The sequence below is a fragment of the Nocardia sp. CA-129566 genome (assembly GCF_050956075.1).
Lineage (GTDB): Bacteria > Actinomycetota > Actinomycetes > Mycobacteriales > Mycobacteriaceae > Nocardia.
Genome location: NZ_CP192085.1, coordinates 1530410 through 1555789 on the forward strand (window position 1 = coordinate 1530410; position 25380 = coordinate 1555789).

At 66.4% G+C, this 25380-nt stretch carries 24 protein-coding genes; 13 read left to right on the plus strand and 11 right to left on the minus strand.

Annotated elements, in window-relative coordinates; translation table 11 throughout:
• Window positions 1-209 precede the first annotated feature (209 nt).
• Complete coding sequence (locus ACQP0C_RS06920) at window positions 210-980, plus strand: hypothetical protein (RefSeq protein WP_433731651.1); 771 nt, start codon at window positions 210-212, stop codon at window positions 978-980.
• Window positions 981-989: 9 nt separating this feature from the next.
• Here the strand turns inward: ACQP0C_RS06920 and ACQP0C_RS06925 are convergent, their stop codons facing one another.
• Complete coding sequence (locus ACQP0C_RS06925) at window positions 990-1940, minus strand: alpha/beta hydrolase (RefSeq protein WP_433731653.1); 951 nt, start codon at window positions 1938-1940, stop codon at window positions 990-992.
• A gap of 49 nt (window positions 1941-1989) precedes the next feature.
• Here ACQP0C_RS06925 and ACQP0C_RS06930 point away from each other — a divergent pair, with 49 nt between their 5' ends.
• Window positions 1990-2409 (plus strand): MerR family transcriptional regulator, encoded by a 420-nt coding sequence (locus tag ACQP0C_RS06930; RefSeq protein ID WP_433731655.1) that lies wholly within the window; start codon window positions 1990-1992, stop codon window positions 2407-2409.
• Between the two features lie 115 nt (window positions 2410-2524).
• Here the strand turns inward: ACQP0C_RS06930 and ACQP0C_RS06935 are convergent, their stop codons facing one another.
• The gene (locus ACQP0C_RS06935) at window positions 2525-2857 is read right to left on the minus strand and encodes a hypothetical protein (RefSeq protein ID WP_433731657.1); all 333 of its coding nucleotides are present in this window, start codon (window positions 2855-2857) and stop codon (window positions 2525-2527) included.
• Between the two features lie 407 nt (window positions 2858-3264).
• Here ACQP0C_RS06935 and ACQP0C_RS06940 point away from each other — a divergent pair, with 407 nt between their 5' ends.
• The 4 genes from ACQP0C_RS06940 to ACQP0C_RS06955 all read left to right on the plus strand — a co-directional run bounded on the left by ACQP0C_RS06940 (window position 3265) and on the right by ACQP0C_RS06955 (window position 7140).
• A complete protein-coding gene (locus ACQP0C_RS06940; RefSeq protein WP_433731660.1) occupies window positions 3265-4314 on the plus strand; it encodes a helix-turn-helix domain-containing protein in 1050 nt (349 codons plus the stop codon).
• Complete coding sequence (locus ACQP0C_RS06945) at window positions 4311-5759, plus strand: pyridoxal phosphate-dependent aminotransferase (protein ID WP_433731663.1); 1449 nt, start codon at window positions 4311-4313, stop codon at window positions 5757-5759. Before ACQP0C_RS06940 ends, ACQP0C_RS06945 begins: the two co-directional genes overlap by 4 nt.
• Window positions 5756-6685, plus strand: coding sequence for a hypothetical protein (locus ACQP0C_RS06950; RefSeq protein ID WP_433731665.1), 930 nt, complete (start codon window positions 5756-5758; stop codon window positions 6683-6685). The genes ACQP0C_RS06945 and ACQP0C_RS06950 overlap by 4 nt, the downstream gene beginning before the upstream one ends.
• Before the next feature lie 77 nt (window positions 6686-6762).
• Window positions 6763-7140, plus strand: a complete 378-nt coding sequence (locus ACQP0C_RS06955) for a hypothetical protein (protein ID WP_433731667.1) — start codon at window positions 6763-6765, stop codon at window positions 7138-7140.
• Here ACQP0C_RS06955 and ACQP0C_RS06960 read toward each other — a convergent pair.
• The 3 genes from ACQP0C_RS06960 to ACQP0C_RS06970 form a co-directional block, all read right to left on the minus strand.
• Window positions 7120-8325: a permease gene (locus ACQP0C_RS06960; RefSeq protein WP_433731669.1), complete on the minus strand. Its 1206-nt coding sequence runs from the start codon at window positions 8323-8325 to the stop codon at window positions 7120-7122. The genes ACQP0C_RS06955 and ACQP0C_RS06960 overlap by 21 nt on opposite strands.
• A 459-nt stretch (window positions 8326-8784) precedes the next feature.
• A complete protein-coding gene (locus ACQP0C_RS06965) occupies window positions 8785-9906 on the minus strand; it encodes a metallophosphoesterase (RefSeq protein ID WP_433731671.1) in 1122 nt (373 codons plus the stop codon).
• 117 nt (window positions 9907-10023) lie between these two features.
• Window positions 10024-10965, minus strand: coding sequence for an esterase/lipase family protein (locus ACQP0C_RS06970; protein ID WP_433731673.1), 942 nt, complete (start codon window positions 10963-10965; stop codon window positions 10024-10026).
• A 198-nt stretch (window positions 10966-11163) separates the two neighbouring features.
• Here ACQP0C_RS06970 and ACQP0C_RS06975 point away from each other — a divergent pair, with 198 nt between their 5' ends.
• Window positions 11164-12375, plus strand: a complete 1212-nt coding sequence (locus tag ACQP0C_RS06975) for a hypothetical protein (RefSeq protein ID WP_433731675.1) — start codon at window positions 11164-11166, stop codon at window positions 12373-12375.
• 6 nt (window positions 12376-12381) lie between these two features.
• Here ACQP0C_RS06975 and ACQP0C_RS06980 read toward each other — a convergent pair whose 3' ends face one another.
• Window positions 12382-13683, minus strand: coding sequence for a serine hydrolase domain-containing protein (locus tag ACQP0C_RS06980; RefSeq protein ID WP_433731677.1), 1302 nt, complete (start codon window positions 13681-13683; stop codon window positions 12382-12384).
• A 195-nt stretch (window positions 13684-13878) separates the two neighbouring features.
• On the opposite strand from ACQP0C_RS06980, the gene ACQP0C_RS06985 reads away from it, so the two are divergent.
• On the plus strand, window positions 13879-15891 hold the full coding sequence (locus ACQP0C_RS06985) for an ArnT family glycosyltransferase (RefSeq protein WP_433731679.1): 2013 nt from the start codon (window positions 13879-13881) through the stop codon (window positions 15889-15891).
• Here the strand turns inward: ACQP0C_RS06985 and ACQP0C_RS06990 are convergent.
• On the minus strand, window positions 15888-16466 hold the full coding sequence (locus ACQP0C_RS06990; RefSeq protein WP_433731681.1) for a carboxymuconolactone decarboxylase family protein: 579 nt from the start codon (window positions 16464-16466) through the stop codon (window positions 15888-15890). The two genes, ACQP0C_RS06985 and ACQP0C_RS06990, sit on opposite strands and share 4 nt — an antisense overlap.
• Before the next feature lie 60 nt (window positions 16467-16526).
• Between ACQP0C_RS06990 and ACQP0C_RS06995 the strand changes: the two genes are divergently transcribed.
• The gene (locus tag ACQP0C_RS06995) at window positions 16527-16877 is read left to right on the plus strand and encodes a winged helix-turn-helix transcriptional regulator (protein WP_433731683.1); all 351 of its coding nucleotides are present in this window, start codon (window positions 16527-16529) and stop codon (window positions 16875-16877) included.
• Window positions 16878-16908: 31 nt separating this feature from the next.
• On the opposite strand, the gene ACQP0C_RS07000 is transcribed toward ACQP0C_RS06995, so the two are convergent.
• Window positions 16909-18672: a hypothetical protein gene (locus tag ACQP0C_RS07000; RefSeq protein ID WP_433731685.1), complete on the minus strand. Its 1764-nt coding sequence runs from the start codon at window positions 18670-18672 to the stop codon at window positions 16909-16911.
• 75 nt (window positions 18673-18747) lie between these two features.
• Here ACQP0C_RS07000 and ACQP0C_RS07005 point away from each other — a divergent pair, with 75 nt between their 5' ends.
• On the plus strand, window positions 18748-19320 hold the full coding sequence (locus tag ACQP0C_RS07005) for a TetR/AcrR family transcriptional regulator (RefSeq protein WP_433731687.1): 573 nt from the start codon (window positions 18748-18750) through the stop codon (window positions 19318-19320).
• A 95-nt stretch (window positions 19321-19415) separates the two neighbouring features.
• Entirely contained in the window at window positions 19416-20438 is a 1023-nt protein-coding gene (locus tag ACQP0C_RS07010) for a medium chain dehydrogenase/reductase family protein (RefSeq protein WP_433731688.1), read from the plus strand.
• 15 nt (window positions 20439-20453) lie between these two features.
• Here ACQP0C_RS07010 and ACQP0C_RS07015 read toward each other — a convergent pair whose 3' ends face one another.
• The gene (locus ACQP0C_RS07015; protein WP_433731690.1) at window positions 20454-20918 is read right to left on the minus strand and encodes a hypothetical protein; all 465 of its coding nucleotides are present in this window, start codon (window positions 20916-20918) and stop codon (window positions 20454-20456) included.
• Between the two features lie 10 nt (window positions 20919-20928).
• The gene (locus ACQP0C_RS07020) at window positions 20929-21591 is read right to left on the minus strand and encodes a DJ-1/PfpI family protein (protein ID WP_433734460.1); all 663 of its coding nucleotides are present in this window, start codon (window positions 21589-21591) and stop codon (window positions 20929-20931) included.
• 179 nt (window positions 21592-21770) lie between these two features.
• On the opposite strand from ACQP0C_RS07020, the gene ACQP0C_RS07025 reads away from it, so the two are divergent.
• Window positions 21771-22721, plus strand: a complete 951-nt coding sequence (locus tag ACQP0C_RS07025) for a GlxA family transcriptional regulator (RefSeq protein ID WP_433734461.1) — start codon at window positions 21771-21773, stop codon at window positions 22719-22721.
• Window positions 22722-22924: 203 nt separating this feature from the next.
• On the opposite strand, the gene ACQP0C_RS07030 is transcribed toward ACQP0C_RS07025, so the two are convergent.
• Window positions 22925-23632, minus strand: coding sequence for a TetR/AcrR family transcriptional regulator (locus ACQP0C_RS07030; protein ID WP_433731692.1), 708 nt, complete (start codon window positions 23630-23632; stop codon window positions 22925-22927).
• Window positions 23633-23726: 94 nt separating this feature from the next.
• Here ACQP0C_RS07030 and ACQP0C_RS07035 point away from each other — a divergent pair, with 94 nt between their 5' ends.
• Window positions 23727-25328: an FAD-dependent oxidoreductase gene (locus ACQP0C_RS07035; protein ID WP_433731694.1), complete on the plus strand. Its 1602-nt coding sequence runs from the start codon at window positions 23727-23729 to the stop codon at window positions 25326-25328.
• Window positions 25329-25380: the final 52 nt, after the last annotated feature.

Sequence of the window (25380 nt, forward strand, 5' to 3'; positions counted from 1 at the left end):
TCGCTCTCGTTCGAACCCCCGGGTTTGGCAACACCTCGGCTACTGGATCTGTTCCCAGTCGGCGGGTCACCGACGCCTGCCAGGTGCCAACGATCGCATCGATGACTCCGATGCCGTAGTCGAACGGCGGTGGTCACCACCGACCGAGGTTCCCACTGGAGGTGAGTTCGCGCCGAGTCTCTGTGTTCTGCGACACCTAAGCTGAGCTCATGGAGCAGCCGAACTCCTCCAGAGCCATCGCATCTCGACGCGCGACCGCTCCGGTGCGACCGATGCAAAGCCGCGCCGCGGAGCTGGCCGAGCTCCGGGCGCAGCTGAGACCGTTCCGATGTTATTGGGGCTACATAGTTGCCGCGATCGGCAGCACGGCGACCCTGATCCTGCTGTTCCAGTCGTGGATCACCGCACAGGGGCCCGACGGCACGGTCGCCGCCAACGCCTTCGGCCGGCTCGAAATAACCACCAACTACCTGAACGTCTGGTCGCAAGCGAAGCCCAAAACCCCGCCGCTCACCGGGCTTTGGGCCATCCTCGCCAGCGCCGCCATCATCATCGCGCTCTGCGCCATCGTGCTGAACATCCGCCTTCGCACCGAGACTCTCGCCCGCCTGACGACGTTTTCACTGGCGTGTGCCGCGCTTTTCGTGATCCTCTGTCTGATCTACCTCAATAGCAAAGGCGCCGAACTCAAGGCCATGACCGGTCGGACCTATGACCTGGGCGGCAGCATCGGACAGATAGTCAACTGGGCTACCGGTAGGGGCAAGCTCGTCATCCCGGGCACCGGTACCTCCAACTACGCATCCGCCGGACTCACGCACTGGGGATTTCTCGCGGTATTGACCTCGCTCGGTTCGACCATGGCGGCTGTCGGCCAATGGCTGCTCGTGCGTCGCGCGGCCGACAATCCGGTCCGTCTGTCGTGGCGGATGCCCATTGTCCTTTCGCGAGCGCAATCGAACCGTGACAGCACCCCATGACGCAATGCGCTACCGAGTGAATGCCTTGCGCAGCGCGGTCGCGGCATCGAGTCGTGCTCGCTGACTGGCATCGAAGGGGTGCCGGACGAATTCGTGGATCATCCCCGGATAGCGAGTGACGGTGACCGGGACTCCGGCCTCGTCGAGCCGCTCACCGTACTGTTCGCCCTCATCGCGCAGCGCGTCGTATTCGGCAGTGATGATGAGTGCCGCGGGAAGGTCGGCCAGGTCGGTGGCCAGCAGGGGGGAGACCTTCGGGTCGAGTTTCTCCGCATCGCTGTTCAGGTAGTTGTCCATGAACCACGACTGGGCATCGCGACTGATATTGCCGTACTTGCCCGCGTACTCGCGGATGCTGAAATTCGTTCTGCGGAAGTCGAGATCGGGGTAGATCAGCAGTTGGAAGACCAGCGCCGGACCGCTGTCGCGTGCCATCCGCGCGACGACGGCCGCCAGATTTCCCCCGGCGCTATCGCCGCCGACGGCGATCCGGGTGGCATCGACGCAGATGCTCGCGGCCTGTTCGGCGACCCACTGGGTTGCGCTGAAGCAGGCATCGGGTGCCGCGGGAAACTTGTGTTCGGGCGCCCGTGGATAGTCGACGGAGACCACGACGCATTCGGCGCCATTGGCCAGGCTGCGGCACAGGCCGTCGTGGGTGTCCAGATCCCCGAGCATGAAGCCGCCGCCGTGGAAGAACACCAAGGCCGGGAAGGGGCCCTCACCCTCCGGGGTGTAGATGCGGATCGGTATCGGTCCGTCCGCGCTCGGGATCGTCCGGTCCTCGACCTGGGCGATGGGTTCCGGTTCGCCGAGTAGGGCGATCTGCCGGCGCCACCCTTCGCGCGCCTGCTCCGGGGTGAAGGTGTGCACCGAGCCGAAATCGGCGCGGGCGAGACGGTCCAAATAGGCCTGAACCTGGGGGTCCAAGGCGATTTGCTCTTCTTTTGTTTCGCTCATGAGTCTATCGTCTGACTTGAAGTCCGCTTCAAGTCAAGGAGTAGATGCGATGGAGCTCGATATCGGGGAAGTGGCCGTGCGGTCCGGATTGGCAGCATCGGCGCTGCGGTACTACGAGAAGCGCGGTCTCATCGAATCCGCGGGCCGAAACGGTTTGCGGCGCACCTATCGGCCCGAAGTGCTCGACCGGTTGGCGCTCGTATCCTGTGCTCGCGCAGCGGGTTTCACGCTCGCGCAGATCGCGCGATTTCTCGTTGCGACGCCCGCGGACACCGAGCTGCGCGGCTATATGGCCGCGAAGGCCATGGAGCTCGACGCCGATATCGCCCGCCTCACCCGCATGCGCGACAGCCTCCGCCACGCCGCCACCTGCACGCATCGACCGTTGGTCGAGTGCCCCGACTTCAAGCAGACCTTCGGCGACACCCGATCCGAACCGGCCCTGGCCGGCCGCCGGGGCGGGGTGTAACCGAATAATTTCGGCGTTCCCGGGCATGAGAACAGGGTCCGGCGAGTGGTACTCGCCGGACCCTGTTTCGGCGCGACGTCAGGCGGCGCCGACCCCTCCGCGGCGCCAACCGCCGTTACGCGGCCGGTGTGGTCGGTACCGCGATGCGGCAGTTGGCGCCGGACCGACGCCGGTCGCGTTCGAGGATGCGGGCGTGCAGCAGCACGACCGCCTTGGCCAGTTCGAGGCCGAGATCGGCGGCGCGCATGGCCGCGATTTCCATGGCCAGCAGGTAATCCTCGGGATCCGGATCGCTCAGGGTCTCGTCGAGCACCATGCCGGTAATGGCCTGCTCACGGGTGAGCAGTCGGCCCGGCAGCCAGCTGAGGATCCAGCCGTCGCCGGTGTAGTGGGCGGTCTCGGGGGTGATGTCACTGGTGATCAACCAGTCGGTCGGTTCGAGCGTCATGACCCCTCCCTTGGTCGATCGAAACCACCTGTCCCGGAAGCGATTCCGAATCAGATGTGGCGCTGACAACAATGCTATGGATCGCCACTTCGGGATGTCAACTAAGCATAGATGCTATCCAATGATATCTTTCAATCAATATTGCTTAGATTCAAGCATATTGAGTGAAGAATGTCCGAAATCTGTTCTATGCGGGCAAGGTTGAGTGGCGACATGCCAGTGCGGATGAAATTGCACCGACGACACCGGGGCTGCCACGCGCAATATCCGTCCGCGCGTGTGGTTTTCAGCGATCATCCAGGAAACATCCACTGCTCGAATCGGCGGACGGCATCGTAACGTGACTATGATGACGGCGGATGACACATCGTGAGCATTAGGATCCGAGCGCAGGATGGAGGCGCGGCATGGCTGGCTCAGGGCCGGACGGTGAGCAGGTAGGAGATCTGGTCCGTCGGCTCCGCACCGAACGTGGGTTCACCCAGGCCGCGCTCGCGGCCAAGGCGGGTTGTTCGCGCAGTCTGATCCAGCAGATCGAGAACGGCACCCGGGTGCCGCCGCTACCGCTGCGTGAACGTCTGAGCCTCGCGCTCGGCCGGGAATTGCCGACCACCGACGGTGTCGCCGACGATCTCGCTGGCGGCGCGTACCACGATCTGCGCATGCGATTCAATGTCCTGCTCGGCAAGGACCCTGAACTGGTCGAGCGGGCAATCGGCATCGCGGGCAGCCTGATTGATGCGACCGGTGCGCGCGCGGAGATCGAACCGCTGCGCATGATCGCGGATCGGCAGTTGGAGCGGGCCGAGGAGATCCTGGCGCAGATCCCGTCGCGCAGCGCGACGGTGTGGGAATGGAATACCGTCAGCGACTGGTTGATGATCCTCGAACAGGCCAAGCAGTCCGTTCGCGCGATCCACACCGCCGACTTGGGCACCATCGGCGGCGACGTCGGCGATGACTATCACGCCGCGATCCTGCGGCTGGCCGACAACACACATCCGCCCCGAATCGATGTGAGACGCATGTATGTCCTCGACACCATCGATGACGTATGGCCCTATGACGACAAGCTATGGAAACAGGCGCGGTCCGGAGTGGAGAGTGTGCTGGTCAAGCGCGAGCACGCGCGCAATGCGCAGAGCATGCTCGTGGTGGACGAAAAGTACGTCGCCGTAGGTGAATACGACTATTCCCGACAGGCGCGCGTCGCGACCCGGTTCTCGGCCTTGAAGCACGATGTCGCGTTCGCGGTGCGCCGGTTCGAGCGCCTCTACGAACTCAAACTCGCCGGTTCGGGCATCGTCGTCAACGATCTTGTGGCCGCACCCGCGCTGGCCGGTTTCGAACGCCTGACCGATGGCGACTGCCGCAAGCTGTTTCGCGCGGCGCTGGAACAGAGTTGGCGCGAGATGGCCGCGCCGGGGGAGTCGCCCGTCGAAGGTGAGGTGCCGTGACTCGGCAGGCTGCCGTCGATTCGCTGCCATGGCAGCACCCGGCGCCGAGTCTCGCCGCCCGCACCAACCGCTCGGAGGTGCGTAAGCGGGAAGTGCGTCGACACCTGGGCGCACGGCCACAGTTCGCGGGTGCGGGCGACCGGATGTATTCGGATGTCATCGACGCCTATCACGGCGAGACCGGTCTCGCATTGGCCGAAAGCGCCGTCGCCGCACTGGATCTGGCCTGGCGCGAGCTGCTGCACACCGAGCCGCCCGATGAGTACACCGACGGCACGCTGTATCACAAGCGGCAACCGCTGATACTGCGCGAGTTGGCGGCGCACAAGCTGTTCGGGCGGTTGTCCGAGCCGGTCGCCGGGGTGCCCGGCGTGCGGGTATCGCCGGAGGAGGTCATCGTCTGCGCGTACTCGAGCACCATGCTGCTCGAGGAGGCGGTCGCCACGCTTGCTCGTCCCGGTGGTGTCATTGTGTATCCGGAAGGCCTGTACAAGAGTTCGGGCATCCACGTGGAGAAGTACGGTCTGCGGATGCAGGCGTGCCCGGTCGCACCGGACGACTCCTTCAAGATCGATCCAGAGCTGCTGGCATCCTGTCTCGACTACTTCGCCGAGCGCGGCGAACTGTGCGGGGTGCTGCTCACCCTGCCCGGAAATCCGGTATTCACCGAGTATTCGGCCGAGGAACTGCTGGCGATCGGCCGGGTGCTGGTGACACATGGCATGCCGGTGATCTGCGATATGGCCTTCGACTGCATGGTGGCGCAGCACATTCCGATCGCCGCACTGCAGATCCCCACCGTCGATGGTGTGCGGCGGCTGTACGATCAGGTGCTGACCATCACCGGGAACTCGAAGGGCTACAACGCCTTCGGGCCGTGCAAATTGGGCGCGGCGTGCTCGGGCAATGCCGAATGGCTTGCCGAGGTTCGGGAGCGGCTCACCATTTCCTTCCAGCGCGAGTCCACGCATCTGGCGCGAGCCGTCGTCGAGCACACGCCAGCGGACTACTTCGCGCACAATCGCGTGCGCATGCTCGAACAACTCGACCGAGCACATGGCCGCATTGCCGCCATCAATGCTCGATTCGATGCGAAAGTCATACGGCCACTGGGCAGTCGGCAGGGCATGTTCCTGACCGTGGTCTTCGACGACGCGCTCCTCGACCGGGCGTGTGTCGCGACCAGCGCGGAACTGGAGGATCTGCTGCTCGCCGGTGCCGGGATCGACACCGTCGCATTGGACCGGACCGGATCCGAGCGACTCGGCGTGCGATTCAATGTGCTGGCGCCGCGCAAGGCGCCGGGCCGCGAGTCGGCCGATTTGGTCGATGAGCTCTTCGAGCGGCTCGAGCAGTTGATCCAGCAGATCGGGGAGGGCCTGACCTATCCCAAAGTGCTGGCCGAGAGTGGTCTGCCGATGCTGGAAAGTGCTGCCGCACAATGATTGTCGGAGTGCTGCGCGAGACGGCCGTCGATGAGCGACGCGTCGCGCTGATCCCCGACGATGTGCGCGGGCTCGCGAGTGTGGATGTCATCGTAGAGCGCGATGCGGGCCGGTCGATCGGGTTCAGTGATGCGGACTACCGCGCGTCCGGTGCGCGGATAGCCGAGCGTGCCGAGGTTTTCGCGCGCTCCGACATTGTCGTGTGGGTGAAACCTCCCGCATATCCACTGGATTCGGTGCGCCCCGGTACCGCACTGATCGGATTCCAGGAGCCGCTGCATCGTTCCGATGTGATCGCGGGACTGCGTACCCGCGGCATCGAATCCATCGGCTATGAGACCGTTGCGCACTCGCGCCCCGATATCGATGCCCTCTCCGCCATGAGCCGCATAGCCGGCGAGGTCGCCTATGCGCAAGGCCGGCAGCTGTGCTCGGCGCACGGGGCGATGCGCGCCCTGATCCTCGGCTGTGGCCAGGCCGGACTCGCCGCCATCACCGCGGCGGTCGCGCACGGCGACGAGCCGACCGCGATCGGCAATCGCCCCGATCAGGAGTCTTTGGCAATCCAGCACGGTGCCAAGACATTCCTACCGAATCCGGTCGGGCTGCTCGCGCACCTCGCCGCCGAACCGCCCGACCTGATCGTTTGTGCCGCCGTACATCGTGGAAACCGCGGCCCGCTGCTGCTCGATGGCGCGGCACTCGACATACTGCGTCCCGGCACGGTGATCGTCGATCTCGTCGCCAAGTCCGGTGGCAATTGCGTCGCTACCATCCCGGACCGGGACGTAACCCTTCCCAATGGCGTCATCGTTACCCATCGATCCAACTATCCGACGCTACGTCCGCTGGAAGCGAGCGTTGCCTACAGCGCGGCCACCGCTGCTCTGCTGAAGACCTATTCAATAACTGAAAAGCAGTGGTAGCCTGATGTTTTCAGCAAGGGACGGTCACTTGATCGGTGCAGCTGGCCGCCGCGACAACCAGTGCCAGCCTGCCACCCATGCACCCGAAATACGCGCCCACCACAACCGACGCGACCAACTCGAGCCGCGACCGCAGTGTCGGCGAACGCCTCGTCGCCGTACTCACCGCCTACGCGCACATCACCTGGCAAACCCACAGCCACGACCGCGAAGTGGTGCGATTCCTGCATCCCGACGAACAGATCGCCAATGCGCAGGAGCAGTTGCGCGGGATGATCCGGCAGCTGATCGAGGAGGGGGCCGAGGCGGGTGAGCTCCGCGATGACGTCCCCGCCGACGAATTGGCCAACTATTGTCTGCACGCGCTCGGCGGCGCAGCCGAACTTACCGCGGAAGCCGCTGTCACGCGTCTGGTTTCGGTTACTGCGATCGGATTACATTCCGACGTGCGGTGATCCATGGTCATGGTCGTGACCGGTGTGCTCTTGCCGAGTGTGATCGTGCTCGGCGTCGGGTGAACCACCCATCATGCGCAGCATCGGAATTCCGCCGGTGCGGAGGAAAATCGTGACCAGCAGTGCGGCGAGGATGAGGAAGGCGATATTGAGCCAGGTGGTGTAGTTCCACCTGATTCCCTCCGCCATCACCATGGCATTGCGTTCCTTCGGAATGAGATCGGCGGTGCCGAAAAGTATTTCGACCATGTATCCCGCGCCGACCATTGCGGCGTAGAAGGTGCCGAGCAGGGTCAGCATCATTCGGGTGCCGTAGTACTTTCGGTAGATATTCAGGATCGGCAGGATCAGCAGGTCGGCGTAGATGAAGGCGATCACGCCGCCGAAGCTGATGCCGCCGTTCCACAGCACCGCGGCCAGCGGCACATTGCCGATCGAGCAGACGAACGACAGGATTGCCACCAGCGGTCCGACGATCGGTCCCCAAATGGCCGACAGCAGTGGATGATCGGTGAGGAAGAAATTCTGCCAGAACGTCTCCGGCACCCACGCGCCGATCGCACCCGCGATGAGCAGACCGAGAACGAGGTCGCGCAGAATCGCGGCCCATTCCATGACGAATCCATGTGCGACCGCGGTCAGCCCCGATCGTGACAGCAGCCGGTGTGCGAAGGAGCCGTCGGCCGCCACCGACATATCCATGGCGGCATGGCCTTCCATCGATCCGGCGAGACCGCGGTCGGCTTGCCGACGGGCCTCGTCGACCAGCTTGGACCGCACGAAGAGGCGGAACAGCACCGCGAGCAGCACGATCATAATCGGACCGCCGACGAATTCGGCCGCGGTGAACTGCCACCCCATCAGCAGCGCGAGGATGACGCCGAGTTCGATGACGAGATTGGTCGAGCCGATCTCGAAGGCCATCGCCGCGGTGAAATTCGCGCCCTTGCGGAACAGTGAACGCGCCAACGCCACCGCCGCATACGAACACGACGACGAGGCCGCGCCCAGCCCGGCCGCGATGGCGAGGGTGCGCGGACGATCATCGCCCATCAGCCGCAGGATGGTCGACTTGCGCACCACCGCCTGCACCACGGCCGAGAGCGCGAAGCCGAGGATCAACGCCCAGAGGATCTCCCAGGTCATCGACCCGGCCAGCGACAGCGCATGCCCGATAGCGTTCACCGCAACCTCGTCTCGGTGGAGGTCCGGGCGATCGCTCCGACCGCCCCTGCGGCGAAGCTATACCCCCACCGGGTAATGGTCAAGCTGCCGCTCGGTCGTCGCGCTGAGCCGTGTGCCCGGTGTCCGGATACGGCCGAACTCGGCACCAAGGCCCTACACCGGCCCGAGCTCGGAGCCCGCAGACGCGTCGTCGTGCAGAGCATCCGAACTCGGCGCGCCGTGGTTGCTCAGCGCGGGGTTCGAGACCGTGGGGTCGCACATCGTCGTCGGTGCATGTGGCATCGCCGAAGTCGGCACGAAGCCCTACACCCGAGCTCGGAGTCCTCAGGCGGGTCGTCGTGCAGAGCATCCGAACTCGGCGGTCAGCGCGGGGGTTCGGCACCGTGCCCTCGGGCATTGCTTCGGTGCACATGCAACGCCACTGTGGATCGGGCTGCCTTTGCTACCGGCCGAATCCGTTCAGGCGCTGCGCAATACGAGGACGGTGATTTCGCTCGGTGCGAAGACGCGCAGCTGTGGCCCCCAGAAACCGGTACCGCGGCTGGTGTAGAGCTGGGTGTCGCCGTGCCGGGACAGACCGGCCACGACGGGTTGTTCGAGGCGGACCAGATAGTGGAACGGCCAGATCTGGCCGCCGTGGGTGTGGCCGGAGATCTGCAGGGCGACACCCGCGGCGGCGGCCTCGGTGACCTGCCTGGGTTGGTGGGCCAGCAGGACGACCGGTGCGTCCGGGTCCGCGCCCGCGAGCGCGGCGGGCAGGTCGGGGCCGTGGCCGGGCAGGCCGACGCCGGTGGGATCGTCGATACCGGCCAGCACCAGTCGATCATCGCCGCGGGTGATCGTCTCGTGCTGGTTGTGCAGCGGCTGCCAGCCGATCGAGGTCATATGGTCGATCCAGCCCGGCGCATCGCCGAAGTATTCGTGGTTGCCGGTGATGTAGAACCGGCCGAGCGGGGCCTCGACCTTGCCGAGCGGGTCGACCTGCGGATGCCGCTTCGCCACCGAACCATCCGCGAGATCGCCCGCGTGGCAGGCGATATCGGGCTGCTGGGCATTGACGACGTCGACCACCTTCTCCGACCAGCGCAATCGGTCGAGTGCGGCGTAATGGGTATCGGTGATGACCACCATGCGCAGTCCGTCGAATGCGGGGCCGAGCCCACGGATCGCGATATCGAGGGTGCGAACCCGCGGCACGCGGCGCGCCTCGATCACACCCCAAACCGTCAGCGCGGCGGCGATCGCGAGAACACCAAGGCCCACAATTCGGGAGCGGGCCGGATCGTCCACCCCGCCGACCGCCATCCCGAGCCCGACGATATTGCCGAGCACCGACCAGCTGAACAGCACCCACATCACGCCCAGCACCGTGTCGCCCACAATGGACGCCGCATCCGACTGGTTCGGTCCATGACCCAGAAACATCGACGCGGGCAAGCACACGTATCCGGCCAGGAAAACCGCTGAGCCGGACCAGAAGAGCGGGCCCTCGGTCGTTGCGCCGATCAAAGTCCACCACGGCAGCAGGAACAGAATGGCGGGAATCAGCAGGAACAGGGCGATGCGGGGAATGTATTTCACGGACGATCATTTCTCGCGGGATGCGGTGCGGCGCCCGGTCCCACCACCCGGCGCCATGGGCGCTATCGACGATAACAGCGTTAACGCAACCGCGTCGGCGACCACCATCCGCGCACGTCAGCCCGGGCAGGGGAGTCCGGTATAGGACGGATCGAGTGCTTTCTGCACGACAAAGCCAACGGTGGGCGATTCCGGCAGCGCGCCATGGTTGAAGTCATCGTCCGGGCACAGATCCTGCACCCAGATATTGTCGACCGTGGCACCGAGACCGGCGGTGAGAAAGGTGGCCTCGGGCGGGGTGACGACCCGGTCGAGATGGCTGGCGATCACCGTGTACCTGATGCCGGGTTCGGTATCGCCCCCGGCATTGAGGCTGTGCAGGAATTCACTGTCGATCAGTTGTTGTAGCGCGGCCGTGCCGAGATATTGAGTGACGAGGTCGAGGACGGGCGCCTGTGCGCTTCCGGTCGGTAGTAGATAACCGAGCCCCTCCGCGGTGGTGCCGTGATTGGTCGCCGCAATGGTGATCAGCTGGTCCACCTTGTTCTGCGTGGGATCGCGATAGTTCGCGCCGCCCTCGAAGCGCAGGAATTGCCGGACCAGCGGACCGCCCTGCGAATGCGCCACGATATCCACCTTCGGTACACCGGTCGCCGCGCGCACCAGGTCGACGAATCCCCCGACTTCCCGGGCCGAACTGCGAATGTCCTCGGTGCCGTATACGCCCGGTTCCGCACCGCGGATACTGGAGGCCGCGCGACCGTAGCTGAGCGAAAATACGCAGTAGCCTTGCGCTTTCAGTTGCGGTGCGAGCACGTCCCAGGAATTCTGATTACCCCAGGTGCCGTGGACCAGGACCACCGGTTCCGGATGCGCCGCCGACGGTCGGCAGTCCCAATCATTGGCCCCGGCCGGTGGCGTGCTGCCATCCGGGGAGCTGTCGTCGGCGTGCGCCGCAGTGATCACGCCCGAGAATGCGCCGATGAGCAGAGCGGGCAGGATCAACGATCGCCGAACAGACGAACCCTTCGCGAACAGCGCAACGCTCCTTTCGCTCACAAATCAGGACCTGCAAACGAAACCCGCCATCGGCTCGGTGATCGGGGCCGATATGGCTGTCGACCTCCTGCTTCATAACATGACAGCGAATTCGGGGCAAACATGTTTGCCAGCGTGGCGAGTCGCGGAAATGCGGTGCCACGATGGAGTTGAGCACCGCTGTCGATCGATGTGGTCGTTGGAGAGGAAGCCGAATTCATGCCAAGCACGCCGCGTTCGGTTATCGCAATGTTCGTCGCGGCAGTGCTGGTTTCGGTGCTGACCGCCTGTGGTTCCGATAACAAACCCGCTCCGGCGATACCGCGCGGCGAGGTGGTCTCCACCACCCCGGTCGAGCAGTTGTCGACCGAGCAGACCACGGCGTATCTGGCCGATGCGAATATCGGTACGCCGGTGCGCAATGGCGTCGACGCCTACCGCATCGTCTATCGCACTATCACCCCGGCGGGCGGCGCGACAACGGCGAGCGGACTTATCGCCTTGCCGCGCACCGATTCCCGGCGACTGCGGGTGGTCACCTACGAACACGGCACGCTGGTGCTGAAGAGTGACGCGCCCTCGGTCAATGGCACGACCCGCCCAGAACGTGCCCGCACCATTATGTTCGCCGCGGCGGGCTACGCGGCCGTCGCGCCGGACTACCTCGGACTCGGCGAAGGTCCGGGCTTCCATCCCTACACCCACGCGCCCTCAGAGGTCAGCGCCTCGGTCGACCTCTTGCGCGCCGCCCGCACCGTGGCCGCCGAACGGCAGCGCGATCTGGACCCGGACATTCTCGTCACCGGCTTCTCCCAGGGCGGACAGGCCGCGACGGCACTGGGCAAGGCGCTACAGGGCGGTGAGGCCCCTGGCCTCGGCCTGTCCGCGCTCGCGCCGATCAGCGGGCCCTACGACCTCGCGCAGGTCGAGACGCCCGGCGCCATCGAGGGACGCGTCCCCCCGGCGATCGCGGTCTTCTTCCTGGCCTACTGGATCACCTCGATGAACCGCATCTACCACCTCTACGATCGACCTGCCGACGCATTCTCCGAACCCATCGCCGACCGCATCGAACAACTCTTCGACGGACAGCAGAACGAGATCACCATCGGCACCGCCCTACCCGTGCGCCCGGAACTGCTGCTGACACCGAAATTTCTGGCTCAGGCCCAACATCCGACCGGAACCTCGCAATCGGCGGTGGCCGCCAGCGACGGTACCTGCGACTGGACCCCACGCGTCCCGGTGCACCTCTACGCCGCCACCGGCGACCGAAATGTGCTCTACGCCAATGCCGAACACTGCGTGCAAGCGCTGCACACCGACCGCGCCACCCTCACCGACCTCGGCGATATCGACCACTCCGCCACCGCCCGCGTCGCGCTGCCGCAGATCCTCGACTGGTTCCAACGCGAAATTCCGGCCACCTGAACGGGTTCAGCGGATGCCGGGAGTCGGGGCGGGGCCGACGCAGCCGAGGATGAAGCAGCCGGACGGCCAATCCGCGAATGGCGCGGCCGGGGCCTTGCCGAGGCAGAGCAGCGGACCGCAGCCCGAATAGGCGGTGGGGCCGATGCCGAAGGCGTCGAGGACCGCGTCGGGGTTGGTGATCATCGGATCGTCCAGGCTGACGCCCTCTTGTGGCACGTAGGGTCCCGGATCCGGTAGCCGCGGTTCCCGGAAGGCCGCATTGATGGCGCGCAGCGCGTCGTTCTGGAAGGTCCCCGCAGCGCCTGGAACGGTGACGCCGGTCCAGCTGACCACCAGGTCGAGGCTCGGCACAATGTAGCTGTCCTGGCGCATCATCCCCGACATCTTGACGGCATCGGCGGGCAGACCGGGGAATTCGGCGGCGCATTCGGGTCCGTTGACGACGAAGAGGAAGCCGTAACACGGGCTGGTCTGCGACGGTTGACTCGCCTGCGCGAGGTAGTCGGCCGAAATGACCTGGATGCCATGCCAATTTCCGCGATTGGCGACCAGCAGACCGAGTTTGACGAAATCGTCGGGTGGGAGCACGAGATGGGCGTAGCCGTAGGTGTTTCCGCTGCGGTCGCGGCCCCAGTAGTAGTCGGTGCTCCGGATGCCCAACGGGTCGAACAGCTTTCGCTGCGCATACTCCTGGAAGTCCATGCCCACGGCCCGCTGTACCACATAGGCGATCAGATCGACGGCGCGCTGGCTGTAGCGCCATACCGTGCCCTGCGGATGCTCGACCGGTCGCGCCATGGCCTGCGCCACCACATTCGGATCGAGTTGTGCCAGCCCCGTGACCCCCTCGGAGAGTACCGAGACCTCGAGACCCGAGGATTCGGTGAGCAGATTGCGCACGGTGATCGCGCGGTGCTCGGCATCACCGATGCCCGGCGGCAGGTAGGCGTCGATCGGATCATCGATCCGCAGCCGCCCCTCGTCGACGGCGATGCCGGTGACCAGCGAGACCACGCTCTTGGTCGCACTCCACAGATTCCATGGCACACCGCCGGTCTGTGCGTTGTTCGGCCCGGTCGCGATCAGACAGTTATTGCGGAACACCTGGATATTGCGCCGCGTCGGATCGGCGGCGAAGCCGATGGCCGTGCGCAGCGCGGCCGAGTCGAGGCCGACCTCTTCGGGCGTCGCCGTTTGCGGCGTGCGTCCATCGGTGAGTTCACAATGTTTCAGCTCCGCTGGCGCGGCATCGGCGACCGCACCCGCCAGACCGGCCAACAGCACAACGGCCATGGTGATCGCAAACACCACAGCACTGTTCGAACGACGACGCACTCGACCCTCCACCCATCAACGGTTTCGGTGGTGAGATCGAGCGGTATCGCCGCCTGTTACAGCATCGAACGCCCCGAATCCCATGGTCACAGGGCTTAGGGGCCTGCTCACAGCGGACTGACAGCAAACGCCAAGGCGGTCCACCGGTAGGGCTGTGATACTCCCCAGGTGACAGTGACCAGTGCCCCGGCGTCCCTGCCCGACACGACCCGACCCGACCCGACCCCGCCCGTTTCGCCGACGGCGCTGCCGCCCATCCGGCGGTGGGAGCGCATCGGCCTGGTGGTCCTGCTGATCGCGACGGCGGCCGCCTATCTGTGGAATATCACTGTCAATGCCATGGGCAATGGCTTCTATGCCGCCGCGGCTTGGTCGGGCTCGCGGGACTGGAAGGCGGTGCTGTTCGGCTCGCTGGATCCGGAAAACTTCATCACGGTCGACAAGCCGCCGGTATCGCAGTGGGTAATGGGACTTTCCGGTCAGCTGTTCGGCTTCAGCAGCGCGAGCATGCTCATACCGCAGGCGCTGATGGCGGTCGCGACGGTCGCGCTGATGTACGGGGCGGTGACCCGGGCGACCGCGAGCCGCGGCGCGGGACTGCTCGCCGGTGCCGTCTTCGCGGTGACACCGGTGGTGGCGCTGATGTTCCGGTTCAACAATCCGGACGCGGTCATGGTGCTGCTGATGACGGCCGGTGCGTATTGCACGATCCGCGCGCTGCGGCAGGCGAGTGTGCGCTGGCTGATGCTGGCTGGTGTCGCGTTGGGGTTCGCCTTCCTGGCGAAGATGCTCGAGGGCCTGATGGTGCTGCCCGCCTTGGGCATCGCGTATCTGATCGTCGCGCCCACCGCACTGCGGACCCGGCTGTGGCACCTGCTGGCCGCGGCCGGTGCGTTGATCGTCTCCTCCGGCTGGTTCGTGCTGCTGACCATGCTGTGGCCGGAGTCCTCGCGACCGTATCTGGCCGGCTCGACGAACAACACCTTCATGGATCTGGTGCTCGGCTATAACGGCTTCGCGCGCTTCCTCGGCCGCAACCACAAGGGCGGCAACCGCTTCGAGCTGCCGCCCGGTTACGAAATGCCGCACAATGCCGGACCGGGACAGGGCTTCGGCGGCTTCGGCTCGGGACCGGACCGATTGTTCACCGGCGAAATCGGTTATGAGATCTCCTGGCTGCTGCCCGCGGCGATCCTCGCCTTCGTATTGGTGCTCGCGGCACGGTGGCGGGCGCCGCGCACCGATCTGGTGCGTGGTGCGGCGTTGACCTTCGGGCTGTGGCTGATCATCGATGGCGTCGCCTTCTCCACTATGAAGGGCGGCATGCACGCCTACTACACCCTGGCGATCGGGCCCGCGGTGGCGGGAATGTTCGCGCTCGGGGTACACGAAATGTGGCGTCGCCGCGACGGCGCATTCGGCCGAATCGGCTCCGCCGCACTCATTCTGACCGCGGGCATCTGGGCATTCGTTGTCCTACAGCGGAATTCGGACTGGCAGCCCTGGCTGCGCTGGACCATCCTCGTGATCTCGGTGCTCGCGGCGATCGGTCTGCTCATCGCATCGCTTCCGGCGGCCGGGCGTCGCCGGGCGCGCGATCGGGTGACCTCGGTGCTGGTGGTCGCGGGTGTGCTGGCCGGTCTCGGCGGGTCGACGGCGTATGCCGTGACGACGCTGCCGCAGTCGCATACCGGCGGCAGTCCGACGGTCGGCCCGGCCCGCAAGCAGCAGCCCGGCCCCGAGAACGAGGCCCAACAGCAGATGCGCCGGTTCATGAGCGGCGATTTCGCGGAGCCGCGATTGGTGCGCATGCTCAGCGATACGACGACCCGGTGGTCGGCCGCCGTGGACCGCTCCTCGACCGCGGCCACCCTCGAATTGGCCAGTCGCACACCGATTATCGCGATCGGCGGCTTCACCTCCGACGATCCGGTGCCGACGCTCGACCAGTTCCGGGAACTGGTGCGCACCCATCAGGTCACCTATTACCTCGCGCAGGAGGTGAAGCTGCCCAATTCCTGGCGGGTCCCGAATCAAGGCAATGCCCCGGCGGCGGAGCCCGACGATGAGCTGTGGCGGCCGGTCGGCCACCGGGACATCGGTGACTGGGTGGCCGAGCATTATCAAGCGGTCCACATCGGCAATGTCGCGGTCTACGATCTGACGGTGTCGCCGAGCTAAGGGTTTCGCACCGGAAAGCGCCGGGCCCAGGGTTCGAATTCGATACGGGCACTGGTGATCACGGTGCTGAGCAAGCGATACCAGCCCGCGATGATGATCAGTTCCAGGATCTGGTCCGCGCCGTAGCGGTCGGCCAGCCGGGTCCAGACATCATCGGAGATATCCCCGGTGTCGTGGAGTTCATCGGCCATGCGCACCAGCACGCTGTCCGCGGCGGTCCACGCCGGATCGTCGGCGGGACCGACCGCGGCAGCGTCGATCTGGGCGGTGGTCAGGCCGACCTGCGGACCTTGAACCACCGCGTGCACACCCCATTCGTACTCGGCGCCCGCCCGGGCGCAGGTGCGATGGATGACGATCTCGCGGTCACGCGGCGGCACTCGGCCGTGGCCGAGAATTCCCGCGCCGAGCGGACGCATGCGCGCGAAGAGTTCGTCGTGCAGAGCCAGCGTGCGGAACAGCGCCAGCGGTTCGATCGCGGCTTCCGGTGGCATCCACTTCTTCAGTTGTGCGTCGGTATCGGGTGCGTAGGGCGGGCACAGCGGGGCGATGCGGGGTGTGGATTCGGTGGTCATCGATCGAACCTCGTTAGACTGGGTCTTCATGCTTCGAAAAACAGAGCAAGGACGGTCTCGATGGTAGCTTCGGAATCCGAAGCAGACAAGACTCCGGTGGTCGGCCAACCCGTGCGAGGATCGCGCACCGGACGCCCGATCATGGCGCTGCTGGATCTGCTCGGACGTCGCTGGACGCTGCGGGTGCTGTGGGAATTGCGCGACGGCGCCAGTGTCACCTTCCGCGAATTGCAGAGTCTGACCGGCGGGGTGTCGGCCAGCGTGCTGAACGATCGGCTGCGCGAACTGCGCGAGGTGGCGATCGTGGAGACGGATGCTGAGGGGTACTGCCTCACCGCCGATGGCCTCGAACTGGTCGCGGCCCTGGGACCACTACAGGTGTGGGTCGAGCGCTGGGCCGACGACGCCTAGGCCCGACTCGGGGCCGCGTTCGAAACCGCGGTCAGCTGCTCGACAGGGCGACCGACAGTGCGCGGGCCGCTGCGGCCAATCGGCTGGCGCCGCCGCGCCGCAGCACCGCATCGAGTCCGGGTAGGTCGCCCCGGGCGCCCGATTTACGGGCGCAGTCGGCCGCTGATGCGACCACATCGGGTAGGCCGGGCGTCGGATTGCTCGCGAACAGCACGGGCAGGATGGCCGCGAGCAAAGGCCAGGTGCGGTGTGCGCCCAGTGCGCGTCGGGTGTCGAGCAGCGAACTCGCGAGTCGCCTGGTCGGGGCGCGCTCGGGCAGCGCCCGCGCCAGCAACTCCGGCCGGAGTTCGTCGGCGGCTGCCAGCGCGACAAGCGCGTCGACGCCCGCGGCTCGGTCGCGATCATCCTCGCTGACGAGTGCGGCCACTATCGCCCGATGTACCTGCGATCCCTTCGTACCCGGCAGATTCACTATGCGCGACAACCGATCTCGGTCCACCCACGACATCCACGCCGCCTGGACCTCCGGGATGGGGAGCTGATGGTCGGGCAGCGGGCTGGAGTGCCCGTGCTCATTCGGAGGCGGGCCGCGCAGTGCCGCGCTCAGGTACTTCGGAAACGCGTCGGTCTCGGCATCGGAGTGATCCCAACGCAACCAGGCGGCCAGGCGTGCCCCCTCGGGGGACCGAAGTGCATCGGCCATCAACAACACCTCGGGCCGCGATGTCGGCGCGACCCGCACCAGCGCCTGGGCGAAGTCGACCGGACCGGGCCGCAGGCCCAACTCGGCGTATTCGCGCAGCCGCCCGACGAGTTCGGCGGCATCGATCCCGCCATGGTCGAAGGTGGGCGTGGCCAGTGCGAACGGCGGCAGCACAGCACCTTCCAGCACCAGGGTGCCCCATTCGGCCATGCGGTCGGTCAGTGGCGTGGAGCGGGTAGGCCCGCGCGGTGGATATCGCACGGCGCCCGTCGCGATCGCGGCCAGGGTGCGCGTCGACCACGGCTGCCCAGCGCACCACCGACGCTGTTGTTGTCGCTGCCACCACGATGGATCCTGTTGCGCCGCAGGCACTTCGTGGTCGACGAGCAGCCCGAGAGCCGTCGACAACCCGTCGCGATCCCGGTAGGTGAACCGGATGACGGCGTCGAGGAAACGCTCATCCTGCGACCAGTCGTCGTGATGTCGCGCGGTCACCCGGCGGTACAGGTCCACCGTCTCCAGCACTGTGCTCGCCACGCTGAATCGAGCGAGCGGAGCCCGTGGTGGCAGCGGAAACCGCTCCTCGATCTCCCAAGCCCGCGCGGCGTCCGCCAAGTCCACCCGTGTCTGTTCGTCGGCCACTCTGAGCTGCCGGGTGATGATCCGCGCCATTCGCTCGCGCAGCCCGATATCCGCGGTCGTCTCGATGGCTTCCGCCAGCGCCCGCGCGGCCGCCGAAGCACACCCCGGCTCACCCCGTACCGCCCGATCCAACCAGGTCAACTGTGCGCGTACCAGCTTCTTCTCCGGTCGCGCGAGCACCGCCCGCGACAGCGCTACGACATCCGCGCTGGCCAGCGCCCCCTCGGTATGCAATTCGGCGAGCACACTCTGCGCATGCGCGGCGGCGGTGGACCGCCCCTCGGTCAACATCCGCGAGTAGCACTCCACCCGCCCGGCACATTCCGCGACGCTGGCCCGCATCCGCGCGAGTTCCACCAGCCGCCAACGGATCTCGGACGGCCGCGCATCCGCGCGCAGCAGATCACTGAGCAACTGCCGGTGCCTGACCGCGCGCTCGGTATCCGCCATGGGCACACCGTAGAGGCCGGGTCCGACAATCCCGGGGTTGACGGCGAGCCGGTGAGTGAGTGTATAGTCACTCACATGAGCAGACGCGGTGTCGTACTTTCAACCTCGGAGATCCGGCGCGAGGCGGTGGTCGATGCCGCGATCGTCGAATTCGCACAGGCCGGATATCACGGCACGCCGATCAATACCGTTGCGGCGCGGGCGAATATCTCGCCCGCCTATGTGTTCAAGCTGTTCCCCGGCAAGGTCGCACTGTTCGTCGCCGCGCTGGATCGGTGCTACGAACTGGTGGAGCGCGCGCTGTCGGCGGGCGCTGCGCGAGTCGACGGCGCGGCTCCCGACGCGATCCTGTACGAGATGGGTGCGGCGTACGCGGAACTGATCGCCGACCGAAACCTGTTGCTGCTGCAGGTGCACGCGCAATCGGCGGTCGATATCCCGGAGGTCGCCGAGGCGGTGCGGCGCGGGCTCGAGCGCGTGACGACCTTCGCGAAGACGCGATCCGGAGCCGCCGATGACGCGGTGCAGCGCTTCATGGCCTACGGCCAACTCTGCCATTTGATCACCACGCTCGGATTGGACGGTCTCGAAAGCGATTGGGCGCGAATGTTGAGCGCCGGTATCCGTCACGCCGATCCCGAGCGCTGAGGAAACTTGTTGCCCCCTTCGTGGGGCACTCTTTTTGACCACCGAGTGACTGTCCAGTCACTCACTCGAAGTTATCAACCGAGAGGACACCCGAAATGAACACCCTGGCGACCCAGATCCTGATGCCCGGCCCCGTCGAACCGTCGGGTCTGCAGATCACCCACCGCGAACTGTCCGCACCGGCCGCTGGCCAAGCCATGGTGGCCGTCGAGGCCACCGGCATCTCCTTCGCCGAACAGCAGATGCGGCGCGCGAAGTACTACGACCAGCCGCCGTTCCCGTTCGTCCCGGGCTACGACTTGGTCGGCACGGTGACCGCGATCGGGGCGAATGTCGATTCGGCGCTGCTCGGCCGTCGCGTCGCCGCACTGACCAAGGTGGGTGGCTGGGCCAGCCATATCGTCCTCGACGCCGCCGACCTGGTCCCGGTTCCCGATGGCCTCGATGCCGCCGAGGCCGAAACCTTCGTTGTGAACGGCATCACCGCATGGCAGATGCTGCATCGCATCGCCAAGGTGCGCAGCGGTGCAACGATTCTCGTACACGGTGCCAATGGCGGCGTCGGCTCGACCCTGGTCCAGCTCGCGCGCCAGGCCGGAATCCGGGTGCTCGGCACGGCCTCCGCCCGGCACGCCGAAGCCGTTACCGCACTGGGGGCCGAGGCCATCGACTACCGCGGCGATGTGGTGGCGCAGGTTCGCGCGCTGGCACCGGGCGGGGTCGACGCGGTCTTCGATCATGTCGGCGGTCGCGGGATAGTCGATTCGTTCCGCCTGCTCGCGCCGCACGGCACGCTGGTTTCCTATGGCTCCGCGGCCACCAAGGACGATCCCGGCAACTCGCGTCTCCCGGTGCTCGCCCTGGTGGGCCGCCTGATCTGGTGGAATCTGCTGCCCAACAAGCGCAATGCGCACTTCTTCAACATCTGGGCGGGAAAGCGCAACCGCGCCCGGTTCCGCACCGAGATCGCAGCGGATCTCACCGCGGTATTCGACCTGGCCGCGGCCGGAATCCTGCGGGCGCAGGTGGCCGCTCGTATCCCGCTGGCCGAAGCTGCCCGCGCAATGGAACTCGCCGAATCCGGCACCGTCACCGGCAAGGTCGTGCTCGTCCCCTGACATTGTCGCCCCGGCTCACGCCCCCGTCGTCGAGCCGGGGCGGACGATCATCAGCACCGTGACGACGGTCCAGAGGAGATTGAAGATGCCGGTGAACATGGCCAGCTGGGCGGTGCTGGGGACGGGTTGGGATGTTGTGCCGGAAAGCGCGGCGAGGATGCGGGTTTGATCGGGCAGTATTGCCAGGGCGAGGATTCCGGCGGCGGCCCCGGTCAGGGCAATGGAGATGGTGAGCCAAATATCGGTCAGGACACCGAGACTCGCCGCCGTGGCCAGGCCGAAGACCGGGACGGCGAGGCCGATGGCGGCATAGACGCGGCAGATGCGGTGCAGGGTGCGGGCGGTGGCCAGGTGGTGTTGGTCGGCCGGGGTGGTGAATGCCCGGCGAGCGGTGGCGGGGAACATGCTGGCGGCCACCGTCACCGGTCCGATGGCGATAATGGCGGCCAGGACGTGCAGGGAGAGTAGAAGTTTCGTCACGGGCGGCGGCTCAGAGGGCGACGGTGGGGGTGCGGCCCACATTGCGCCAGACGGTGCCGCGGCGCTCGTGCGCGAACAGTTTTTCCACGGCATTGGCGATGCGCGGGCCCAGTTCGCGCTCCACGAGATACAGGCCGAGATCGAGGCCGGAGGTGACGCTGGCACCGGAGATCAGGTCGCCATCATCGACCACGCGGGCATCGATGGCATTGACCCCGGTCGCGGAGAGGGTGTCCATTCCGATGAGATGTGTTGTCGCGCACCGGCCTTTGATCAGACCCGCCATCGCGAGCACCAGCGAGCCGCCGCAGACGGTGGCCACGGTCGTACCCGGGCTTTCGAGTGCTGCCCGCAGCAGTGCGGGCAGTTCGGTGTCGAGGCTGCGGGCAAGGATCATCGGAATGGTGTCCGCCCGTTGGTCATTCGGTCCCTCGGGCAGTCTGCCGACCGCTCCGGGGACGACGATCAGGTCCGCGCGGTCCGGATCGAGCCGGGCGGCGGCATCGAGCGAAATGGCGGGGATGCCGCTGGGCACCCGGCGCGCGCCCTCGGCGGAGACCAATTCGACGCTCACCCCGCCGTCGGTCACCAGACGTCCGGCATCGAGCACCTCGAACGGTGCGATGACATCCAGTGGGTCGAATCCGTCGAACAGTACGAACTGGGCGAGCACCCGAATCAGCTCCTTCTCATTGTCGGTGCTGCCGACGCTAGTGATCGGGGAGCGGCGCGGGAACTGGCGGAATTGCCACATACCAACGGATTCTCGCCATGCCGACTGAACTGCAAATATGGTGAATCAGGCTGGTCAGACCTCTTGGCGGGAATCCGATGACCACTTACGGTATCGGCATGCACACCGTGGCCGTCCTCGCGCTGGACCAGGTCCTGCCCTTCGACCTGTCCACGCCGATCGAAACCTTCACCCGCTGTCGGCTGCCCGACGGCCGCCCGGCCTACCGGGTCCGCGTCTGCGCGGCCAGACCTGCCATCGAGACCGAACTGTTCACCATCCGCGCCCGCTGGGGACTCGAGGCATTGGCCGAGGCCGATACGATCATCCTCCCCGGCTGTGCGGATCCCACCGCGGCGGTCCCCGCCGATATCGTCGCGGCCCTGCGCGCGGCCGCCGCGAACGGCACCCGCATCGCTTCGATCTGTGTCGGCGCGTTCATCTTGGCCGCTACCGGACTGCTGGATGGGTTGCGCGCCACCACACACTGGCTGGCCGCCCCGACGTTCGCCGCCCGCTACCCCGCGATCGATGTCGACCCGGATGTGCTCTACGTCGATAACGGCCAGTTCTTGACCTCCGCGGGCGCCGCCGCCGGAATCGACCTGTGCCTGTACATGATTCGCCGCGATCACGGTTCGGCGGTGGCCGCCGATGCCGCCCGCCTCGCGGTGATGCCGCTGGAACGCGAAGGGGGACAGGCCCAGTTCATCGTGCACGACCAGCCGCCGACGCCGCAGGGTGCGTCGATGGAACCGCTATTGCGGTGGCTGGAGGAAAATGCCGCGAAGTCCCTCACGCTGGAAGATGTTGCGGCCCAGGCCGGTATGAGCCAGCGGACCCTCAATCGCCGCTTCCGCGAACAGACCGGCACCACCCCTCTGCAGTGGCTGCACCGAGCCCGCGTCCGTCAGGCCCAATATCTGCTCGAAGCCACCAACCACCCGGTCGATCGCATCGCCACCCAGGTCGGATTCGGTTCTCCCACCGCCTTTCGCGACCGCTTCAAACGAGTCGTCGGCACCAGTCCGCACGCCTACCGCACCGCCTTCCAGAGCCTCGCCCGCTGACCGGCTCAGCTCGCGAACCGACGATTCCAACCGGACCGCGAGATGTCTTCTCGCCGAAGAGCCGCCACCGCTGGGTCATCGTGGAGCAGCGTCGGATCGTGGTCGAGCAGACGGCATTCGACCTCGCGCCGCACACCGGTCCCGGCTCGACGCCGATCTCGGTCGACCAGCATTGCGCGGGCCCAGCTGCACCAGGCAGGTGATCAGTCGATCCGGGCCGCGATCCCGTCCAGCACACATCCGAGGCCGAAGTCGAAGCGCTGGTCGGCGTCCGGATCGGCGGCTTCGCGCACGCGGCGGGCGAAGTGGGGGTAGTCCTGGCTCGCGATCACCTCGCGGATATAGGGTGCGACGGTCTCGCGCCACTGGTCCTCGGTCAGTCCGGTGCGACGTTGCGCCTGTTCTTCGGCGAGTTGAGCGGCGGTGGCGCCGAAAACGTAGGCGTGCACGGTATCGACAATGGCGGCCGCGCTCGTGATGTCCGGCGTCAGCTCGGTCGCCGCGACGAGTGAAGTGTCGTGCAGGCGAAGGGAATTCGTGCCGAGGGTGGGGCGCCCGGTCAGCTCGGAGGCCAGCCACGGGTGGCGGATCATGGTGTCGCGCAGGTGTCGCGCGACGGCGGTCAGATCGGTGCGCCAGTCGCCGACGAGTGCGGGCGGCGCCACCTCGCCGCGGACCGCATCGATCATCAGATCGAGCAGATCGTCGCGACTGGCGACGTAGCGGTACAGCGATGCCGTGCCGGATTCGAGTTCGGTGGCAATGCGACGCATGGACACCGCGTCGGGCCCCTCGCTATCGGCCAGGCCGATGGCGGTGCGGACGATCTGCTCCACGCCTGGAGCCTGCCGTCGCGGGGTGCGTCGCTCCTTGCTCCAGACCAGCGCGGGGGTCTTCGCCGAATTCGTCACTGCCTGCTCCTCGACTGGCTCTCTTTGCGAACATCGTAGCAGTATGGATACGGTGTATCCGTTATGAGTACACCGTAGCCGTAAGAAGGTTGTCATGGTGCGAACACAGGTATTGATCGTCGGAGGCGGCTCGGTCGGTCTGTTCACGGCCCTATTTCTGGCCAGGCACGGGGTCGAGGCGCTGGTGGTCGAGGCGCAGCCGGAGCCATCGGTGCATCCGCGGGCGACCGGACTCGGCCCGCGCACCCTGGAATTCCTGCGCGAGGCCGACGTGCTGGACGCGGTCGATGCGGTCGCCGTCGATATGTCGATGGGCAATCTCGGCAAACTCACCGCGACAACCCTGATCGCGGCCGATCTGGCCGGTTTGCCCGATGCCGCCCCCACGCGTTCGGGATGGCGCTCCGACCTGGTCACACCGGCCGCGATTCGCGGCACCTGCCCACAGCATCGGCTCGATTCGGTGCTACTGCCCGCGGCCACCCAGCACGGTGCCGCCGTCCGCTACGGGACCCGGTTGCTGTCCTTCGATCAGGACGCCGATGGCGTCACCGCACATCTCGACGACGGGCACCCGATCCGCGCCGACTACCTGGTGGCCGCCGACGGTGTGCACAGCGGCGTACGCAAGGCGCTCGGCATCGGTACGAATGGCCCTGGGGCGCTCGGCAATCCGAAGATGAACATCCTCTTCCATGCCGACCTGCGTCCGTATACCCAAGGTCGGCAGTTCGTCGCATGCGATATCACCAACTCGAATGCGCCGGGCATCTTGATGACCATCGATGGCGCGAAAGAGTGGGTTTTCCATAGTGATTACGATCCTGAGCGCGGCGAATCGGCCGAGGATTTCACCATCGACCGGTGCGTCGAACTGATCCGCGCCGCGGTCGGCGATCCCGATTTCGATCCGCAGGTGATCAGCCGATTGCCTTGGCGGGCACGGGGATCGGTCGCCGAACGGTTCCAGAGCGGGCGGGTGTTCCTGGTCGGTGACGCGGCGCACGCGGTGCCCCCGCTCGGTGCGTTCGGGTTGAATACCGGCGCGGCCGATGCGCACAATCTGGCCTGGAAGCTGGCCGCGGTGCTGGCCGGGCATGCCGGTCCGGCGCTGCTCGACAGCTATGACGCCGAGCGGCGTCCGATCGCGACGATCACCTTGGCGCAGGCGCTGCTCCGATTGAAGGCCCCACGGCTGCACTGGGCTTCCAGCCCGGCTGCCGCCGCCGAGCGCGCGGTACTCGGCATCAGCAACGCTCCGGTCGTCCATATGGGCTATCGATACGATTCCGCGGCGGTAATCGAACCGCAGCCCGCGCTGCCATCGACCGAGGACATCGAACTCGTCCTCGACGGCGCAGCGGGATCCCGGCTCCCGCACGCCTGGGTGGATCTCGACGGCGCCCGAGTCTCCACCCTCGACCTCGTGGCATCCCAGTTCACACTGCTCGTCGGTCCGGATGGTGCGATGTGGCTGCGCGCCGCGAGTGCGGTTGCCGACCGTCTGCTCGTACCCCTGCGGGCGATCGCGATCGATGCGCCGGATTGGTTGCGGCAGGTCGGAATTCCCGAGCAGGGCGCTCTTCTCGTGCGACCCGATCAGATGATCGCCTGGCGCGCACCGACCGTGCCGCTCGATGCGGCCGATGCGCTCGGCCGAGTACTCACGCGCATCCTCGCGCGCACCGGGGGCTAGCCCACCTGGCTGTTTCGGATCGGCGCTGCGGGGAAACCTCAGAGATGTCAGG

Bases quoted from the DNA above. Each gene is read 5' to 3' on its own strand.
- ACQP0C_RS06920 (WP_433731651.1), top strand. From the start codon at position 210: ATGGAGCAGCCGAACTCCTCCAGAGCCATCGCATCTCGACGCGCGACC.
- ACQP0C_RS06925 (WP_433731653.1), bottom strand. From the start codon at position 1,940: ATGAGCGAAACAAAAGAAGAGCAAATCGCCTTGGACCCCCAGGTTCAG.
- ACQP0C_RS06930 (WP_433731655.1), top strand. From the start codon at position 1,990: ATGGAGCTCGATATCGGGGAAGTGGCCGTGCGGTCCGGATTGGCAGCA.
- ACQP0C_RS06935 (WP_433731657.1), bottom strand. From the start codon at position 2,857: ATGACGCTCGAACCGACCGACTGGTTGATCACCAGTGACATCACCCCC.
- ACQP0C_RS06940 (WP_433731660.1), top strand. From the start codon at position 3,265: ATGGCTGGCTCAGGGCCGGACGGTGAGCAGGTAGGAGATCTGGTCCGT.
- ACQP0C_RS06950 (WP_433731665.1), top strand. From the start codon at position 5,756: ATGATTGTCGGAGTGCTGCGCGAGACGGCCGTCGATGAGCGACGCGTC.
- ACQP0C_RS06955 (WP_433731667.1), top strand. From the start codon at position 6,763: ATGCACCCGAAATACGCGCCCACCACAACCGACGCGACCAACTCGAGC.
- ACQP0C_RS06975 (WP_433731675.1), top strand. From the start codon at position 11,164: ATGCCAAGCACGCCGCGTTCGGTTATCGCAATGTTCGTCGCGGCAGTG.
- ACQP0C_RS06990 (WP_433731681.1), bottom strand. From the start codon at position 16,466: ATGACCACCGAATCCACACCCCGCATCGCCCCGCTGTGCCCGCCCTAC.
- ACQP0C_RS06995 (WP_433731683.1), top strand. From the start codon at position 16,527: ATGGTAGCTTCGGAATCCGAAGCAGACAAGACTCCGGTGGTCGGCCAA.
- ACQP0C_RS07000 (WP_433731685.1), bottom strand. From the start codon at position 18,672: ATGGCGGATACCGAGCGCGCGGTCAGGCACCGGCAGTTGCTCAGTGAT.
- ACQP0C_RS07005 (WP_433731687.1), top strand. From the start codon at position 18,748: ATGAGCAGACGCGGTGTCGTACTTTCAACCTCGGAGATCCGGCGCGAG.
- ACQP0C_RS07010 (WP_433731688.1), top strand. From the start codon at position 19,416: ATGAACACCCTGGCGACCCAGATCCTGATGCCCGGCCCCGTCGAACCG.
- ACQP0C_RS07025 (WP_433734461.1), top strand. From the start codon at position 21,771: ATGCACACCGTGGCCGTCCTCGCGCTGGACCAGGTCCTGCCCTTCGAC.
- ACQP0C_RS07035 (WP_433731694.1), top strand. From the start codon at position 23,727: ATGGTGCGAACACAGGTATTGATCGTCGGAGGCGGCTCGGTCGGTCTG.